Origin of the sequence: Schlesneria sp. (assembly GCF_036405755.1) — a bacterium.
Lineage (GTDB): Bacteria > Planctomycetota > Planctomycetia > Planctomycetales > Planctomycetaceae > Schlesneria > Schlesneria sphaerica.
In genome coordinates this window covers 1-5884 of record NZ_DASWWZ010000539.1, presented here as the reverse complement: position 1 = coordinate 5884, position 5884 = coordinate 1, and the positions used below count along the sequence as shown (strand labels likewise).

General features: G+C 54.6%; 3 protein-coding genes. All 3 read right to left on the bottom strand.

Annotated features, from left to right (window positions below; genetic code table 11):
• Window positions 1-3598: AAA family ATPase (locus VGE80_RS18195; RefSeq protein WP_440593650.1), on the bottom strand; the 3598-nt coding region annotated here is incomplete at its 3' end.
• A 169-nt stretch (window positions 3599-3767) separates the two neighbouring features.
• Window positions 3768-4763, bottom strand: coding sequence for a 3'(2'),5'-bisphosphate nucleotidase (locus tag VGE80_RS18190; RefSeq protein WP_397571021.1), 996 nt, complete (start codon window positions 4761-4763; stop codon window positions 3768-3770).
• 35 nt (window positions 4764-4798) lie between these two features.
• Window positions 4799-5884 (bottom strand): Ldh family oxidoreductase (locus VGE80_RS18185; RefSeq protein WP_440593649.1); only part of this gene is annotated, 1086 nt, incomplete at its 5' end.

Sequence of the window (5884 nt, the reverse complement as noted above, 5' to 3'; positions counted from 1 at the left end):
TGAAAAAAATGATCTGGCGTTGTTGCGCAATCCGCGCCAGCAGCCGAAGTGCTGCAGTTGAGCGGGCGTCATCGAACTGAATGAGAATGTCGTCGATGATCAGCGGCAGGTCCTTACGCGGCTCTACCTCAAGCTGCAGACTGGCGAGTCTCAGTGCAAGGTAAAGCTGGTCGCAGGTTCCTTCGCTCATGCCATCGACTGGGACAGTCTGTGTCGAATCAGCCTTACATCCGACCAGCAACGGCTTGCCGCTGTCATCTTCTTCAACGTGCAAGCCAGTAAAGGAATTGAGCGTCAGCTCGCGAAAAAATTCGCCAGCGATCTTCAGGACGGGAGCTCGCGTTTTTTCACGGTAGCTTTCTATTGCGACTCGCAGAACGGTACTGGCCAGCTTCAGCCGAATGTAGTCCTCCGCATTGCTTCGAATTTGGGCCAGGTACTGATGCCGTGTTTCTTCCGCTTCAGCGGCATCGGTCGCCGCTTCCATTTGTTTCAGTTGCAGGTTTGTAGCCCCGAGCTGAACGTTGAGTCGATCTCGTTCTGCGTTTGCGTGTTTGGTTCCCGTTTCGATCTCATTCAGTCGGTTTGCGAGGTCTTCAGGAGACTGTTGACGAACTTCTGACAGGAATTCATTCAGGTCCTGTCCACTTGCCAGTTGGATCAGAATCTCTTCAACCCGCTCAAGTTTTTCCCGATGCTCATTGCAAGCACGAGACGAACGTTCAATCGATTCGAGCTGATGCAGTGTCTCCTGAAGCAGGTCTGCGGATTCCTGATCAGTGGCTCCAGGTGCGGGCGGAGCGAATCCCGCGATACGACACAGTTCTACTGTCAGCGCGTGTGCCTGACTCCTCAGTCGCACTGCTTCTTTGCGCTGCGTATGCGCCTGCTCAATCTTTTTCAGTTGTGAACTGCGTATCGTCGCTTCACGTTGACATGCCACCAGGCGCTCGTGAAGCGTGCGGACTGCCTCATGAGTGGCAGCCGAGAGTAAATCGGGAGCTATTTCGGAGCAGAGGGAATGAACATCTGCCTCAAAACGTTCTATGTCGTCGTCGATCCCTTTGATTCGAGATGCGAGTTGCTTTGCTTGCCTTTGATGGTCGGCGAACTGGTTCAAGATTTCGAGATGTTTCGTCGCCGCGTCAGGCGTCGTCTCTGGTGGCAGCTGCAGCAGTGCCATTGCTCCGTGCCATTGTGTTCGCCATTGTGTCAACTTGCTCTCGAGCTCTTGCTCACGCTCATCGAGTCCGGCGAGGTCCATTTCTGCACGGCTGAGCGAATCCATGATCTTTCGGCGTGAAGATTGGAGTTCTTCCGCACGTGATAGTTCCCCTTCGGCTTGCAGCAGCAACTGCTTCAAATTCGGAGACACTGCCGCCCAGTCTGACCTTTCGCGACCCGGCGAAGAATCACTTGCTTCTGCGGCCTCGTCCCAACCGAAGGAAAGCTGCGGTGTCTGTGGCGACGTGAGAGATGGACGCGAACCGAACTGCGATGGTTCTGAATCGGTCGCTGCGGATCGAGGTGAAGTCTTTTCCGGCTCGGAACGCAATAGATCACTCAACAGCTTCACGTTCACGCGGATTCGCTGTTCCATCGCTTCGACTTCGATGCGTCGTCGTCGAAGCAGATCGTGATTCTTTAAAAGTGTTTCACGTCCTGCTAACCAATATGGCATCTCCGCAGGACTCGGCACTGGCTGAACCGTGGCTGGCCAGTAAGACTGCCACTGCTTTTCCAGTTCGGAACGTACGTCCTCCAACTGCGTGAGCCGATCTAGCGACTGGTGCAATTGATTCTGTGTCTCTTGCAAGTCCGAGAGTGCGTCTGCGAGCTGTGCGACGCGGTCTGCTTCCTGCCTCAACCGATCGGCAACGGTATCAGCGTGGGTTACCAGTTCTTCAAAGCTCTGGAGTGATCCGGCATTGGGCAAGGCTCCCGAAGGCAGACTGTCGCGGATCTGTTGCCAGGCCCCGTCTCGTGTTTGTCTGGCTTCCTGAAGGTCCGCTTCAGTGGGAACCTGAAATTCGACGCGGAGTTGGTTGATCTGCTGTTGGAGCGTTTGAATCTCTACGTCATGTCGAGCGATGAGAGATCGGGCTAAACTGCGCTCGTTCTGGTTGGTTTGGAAATCGCGTTCAAACTGCTTCACAATCTCGCTTTCAGGAAGCTTTAGCGACGCAAGCGTTTCCAATCCTGACCTGGCGGATCCCAGTTGAGTGAGTTGTTGTTCAATCTCAAGCTGAAGGGTGGCAACTTCAGTGCGAGTCTCCATGAGGCGGGACTCCAGGTCACCCTCCCCTTGAATTGTGCGGAGCACCGTCTTCATGTGACTCAACGATTGTTCGGGAGGCAACTTGGAAAGTGTGCTTCGAAGCCCCTGCGTTTGCTCACCCAGTCTTTTTCGTTGTGCCTGCGCATCACACTGGGACTGAGTGACAATCGCCAGTTGATTTCCCAGCGTCGCAAGTTGCGTCTGAAAGCCTCGTTCCAGAGTAACTTCGACCGAGAGTGACTCGGATCCGGTTCGTCCAATGGAGCTGAGGAGTTGTTCCATCAACCGAACGTGTTCATCTTGCTCTTGTTTCAAATGATGCCGGTCGCGGATCGCCTTCTGGCTCGAACCAGATTCGGCCATCAGTTTCGAAATCACATCGGACCGGCCGAGGAGATCGTCGGAGAGTGAGAGGGCAGCCAGCTCCTGCTCAGCAGTCCTGATCGACTGCGCTGCAGAACTCGCGTATCCCTCTCCCTCTTTCAGCAGGAGTAATGCGTTTTGGCGCTTCGCCCCGAAATCAGAAGGAAGCCGAGGAACATCCTTCAGCGGTGCCATTGATTCCTGGAGAGTGTCATATTCTGTCGCGCGTGGAATTGCCTGTTGCCAGCGCTGCAGTCGGCTCGATTCGGTTTCAAATTCCAGGAGTTTGGTCTGGAACTGATGAAGCTCAGCCTCGATCTGACATTTCAGGCGGTGGGCGTCTTCCCATTTCGAGAACGGAAGCTGGCGCACGCGGACATCATCGTTCTTTTGTTGCCATTCACTGAGAAATACGTTCAGACGCTGTTTCTTGCCCAGGGGCTTAAAGATCTCGGCAGCTTCGTCTGTCAGTCGTTTTTTTACTGAGTTCAGGTCCATCACGCCGGAACCGGTGGCAAACAGAATTTCTCCCAGATCACCGGTGCCCACGGCGATCTGATGTCCACCCGCCGTCAGTTGCTCGTAGTCAATTCCATAACGCTGACGGAAGGTCTTCTCGTCAATTCCGCAAAGCATCTGATCCCATTGCAGGGGATCAATTACAGTGGTGTCGTCCGCAGCTCGAAGCGAGTCATTGCGTGACTTCCTTCGAATGATTTCAAGCTGCATTCCGGCTCGGTTGCAAACGATGCCGCCGACACGCAAGTTCGGTTTCTTGTGCACGAAATCGTCAGCAGTCCGTTCGTCGAAACCGAACAGAAGCTGGCGGATTGCCCGCAAGGTCGTGGTTTTACCCGCCTCGTTCGGGCCGAACACGAGATTGAAGCCTCGGTCCAGATTCAGTTGTACGTTCGTAAATTTTCCGAACGCCAGCAGATCGAGTCTTGAAAACCACATGCGGATTCCGCCCTTCTCCGTCCTGCCCGTTGCATGCCTACTGAGACTGCCACAACTGCGTGAGCAACTTATGTCTCACTTCATAACACGCGGGATTCCCTCAACATGGATTGCTGCCCACGGAATGTCATGGCAGTTGCGATTCCTCTCATGCAGTCGGACTACGGAATCAACCACCTGCCTGGCTGGCAGCGGTAACCGCCTGCGCCGCAGCAAGAATCGTCGCCTGCAAAGCTCCGTTCGTGACGATCACCCCGCGATTCTCTCGAAGCTCACGCCCTTTAGAGAAATCGAGCGGCTTGCCTTGCAGGTCTGACACCGTACCGCCCGCTTCCTGGACGATCAGAACACCACCAGCATGGTCCCAAATTTTTTCAAAGTAACCGGTCTTTGCGGGGAGTCGCAAATAAATGTCGGCTTCGCCTCCGGCAACGAGGGCATACTTTGCCTGGCTGTCGATCCGAACAGGCGACTCGGTGATTCCCAGACGACTGGCGATCTGAGCGGATTCGTTGTGTGAGCTATGACCTGATTCATACGATTCGCAGAATCGTGCAGCAGACGAATCGGTGGTCTTCGTAACGTGGATTTGCCTGACTTCTGCTGACTCGTTCAATTGCGTTGCAAAAGCACCGACACCTGCAACCGCATAATACAGGGAATCACCTGAATTGTTAGTTGTTCCCAGGTTCGGACATCCCAGGATCCCGACTTTCAGTTGACCATCGACGATCAGCGCCAGCGAGATGGCGTACTGCTCTTTACGCAGGAATCCCTTTGTTCCATCGATGGGGTCGAGTGTCCACTGGCGAGGGGCGAATTCCTTTGAACCACCTCGGTCGATCCAGTCACAGATTTCGTTGTGCGTTGCCGTCTGGTAGTGCGCATTGATCAGCGCATGAATTTCACGCAGGAATCCTTCATTCTCTTCCTGGTGCAGTGCCATCGAATCTTCCTCCGCAATGATCGGATCGGCGGGGAATGACTGACTCAGTCCATGGCAGATCACTGCCTGACTGGCAAAGTCGGCGACAGTGACAGGGCTGTTATCTTTTTTATCGAGAACTTCGGGCGTGATTGCCGCCTGGACGACCTGGCAGATTCGGGCAGCGCTACGGACAACGGCCAAGCCTACGCGTAATTCATCCTCATAAGGATGAGACATATTCAGAATCCTATTGCACTGGAGTGGCGAAATATTCAGACAGCAGGGACAGCGACATTCAGTTGGTGAGCGAGATCGACAAGAGCCTGCCAGTTCCCCTCATCGAGTGGAATGCCGGATGCCGTTCTCGACTGTCGTGTCTGTCGTTCCGGATCTCCCGGAAGCATGATTGCGTCGACACCATCAATCCGCGGGACTTCGCGAACGTAAGTCTCGAGTTGTCCAATCTCTTTCTGCAGATGCTCGGTGCCGCCAAAAAACTCGGGGTTAATGACCCAGAAGACGACGCAATTGCCTAACGGCGGAGGTGGGTTCGGTGTGGAACACTGTCCTCCGGAAAGTCCTCCCGCCATCATCTCAATCATAAATGCCAGGCCAAACCCTTTGTATGCCTGATCACCGCCCAAGGGGAGAATCGTTCCTGGAGGGTTGCCATAGAGCTGGTTGGGATCCGTTGTTGGCTTTCCATCCGGATCAAGGATCCAGCCGAATGGTACAGGTTGTCCCGCGATTTTCTTAACTCTTACTTTGCCTTCCGCGGTGGCACTGGTCCCGATATCGAAAATAAAGGGCCCTTTTGAGCCCCCTGGCACGCCGATGCAGATCGGGTTGGTTCCTAACCGGGGGCGCTTGCCACCGACGGGTGAAACGCGTGGTGCCGCGCCGTGGTTGTTGGCGATGACCATCGCCGTCAAACCATGCTCGGTTGCCATCTCAGCGTACTCACCTAACCGACCGATATGACAGGTGCGACGGAGTGTTCCACAGGCGATTGCTGAGGTCTGACACTTGGTAATGAGCCGCTTCATGAGGTCCTGCGCCAGGACTTGTCCCAGACCCCATCCGCCATCACAAACCAGAGAGCTTGCCGACTCTTTTTCAATGGTCAGTTGCGCGCTGGAATTCAATGACCCATCTTTGACTTTGCCGATATAAAACGGGATTCGCATCACACCGTGTGAATCATGCCCCCGCAAGTTTGACTCGACAAGACTTGCCGCGACAACGTCAGAGTCGGGGCGGCTGACGCCAGCGGCACAAAAGAGTTCAGCAGCAAATGCGGTCAGATCGGCAGGCTTCAGAACGGGCAACGTGACACCTCTTCCCAAGAGATTCCCAAG